The organism is Delftia sp. ASV31 (assembly GCF_016428765.1).
GTDB classification, from domain to species: domain Bacteria; phylum Pseudomonadota; class Gammaproteobacteria; order Burkholderiales; family Burkholderiaceae_C; genus Comamonas; species Comamonas acidovorans.
Map to the genome: position 1 here is coordinate 1 of NZ_JAELTK010000330.1, position 300 is coordinate 300.

At 76.3% G+C, this 300-nt stretch carries 1 pseudogene; it reads left to right on the plus strand.

Going from position 1 to position 300, the window contains the following annotated elements:
* A pseudogene (locus JHD82_RS30220) lies at positions 1-300 on the plus strand (hypothetical protein); the annotation flags it as partial.

A 300-nucleotide genomic window follows, 5' to 3' on the forward strand; every position in this document is an offset into this window, starting at 1 on the left:
CCTCCCGCAACCTGACGCTGGGCGGCACGGTGACGCTGTCCGCGCTCAAGCTGTTCGCGGGCTATGAGCAGCTGTCCGCGCCCGACAGCGCGGCCGGCGTGCCCAACAAGGCGCGGCAGTACTGGATCTGTCTCTTATACACATCTCCGAGCCCACGAGACGCTGACGTTGAGCGCGTATGCCGTCTTCTGCTTGAAAAGGGGGGGGGGGGGGGGGGGGGGGGGGGGGGGGGGGGGGGGGGGGGGGGGGGGGGGGGGGGGGGGGGGGGGGGGGGGGGGGGGGGGGGGGGGGGGGGGGGGG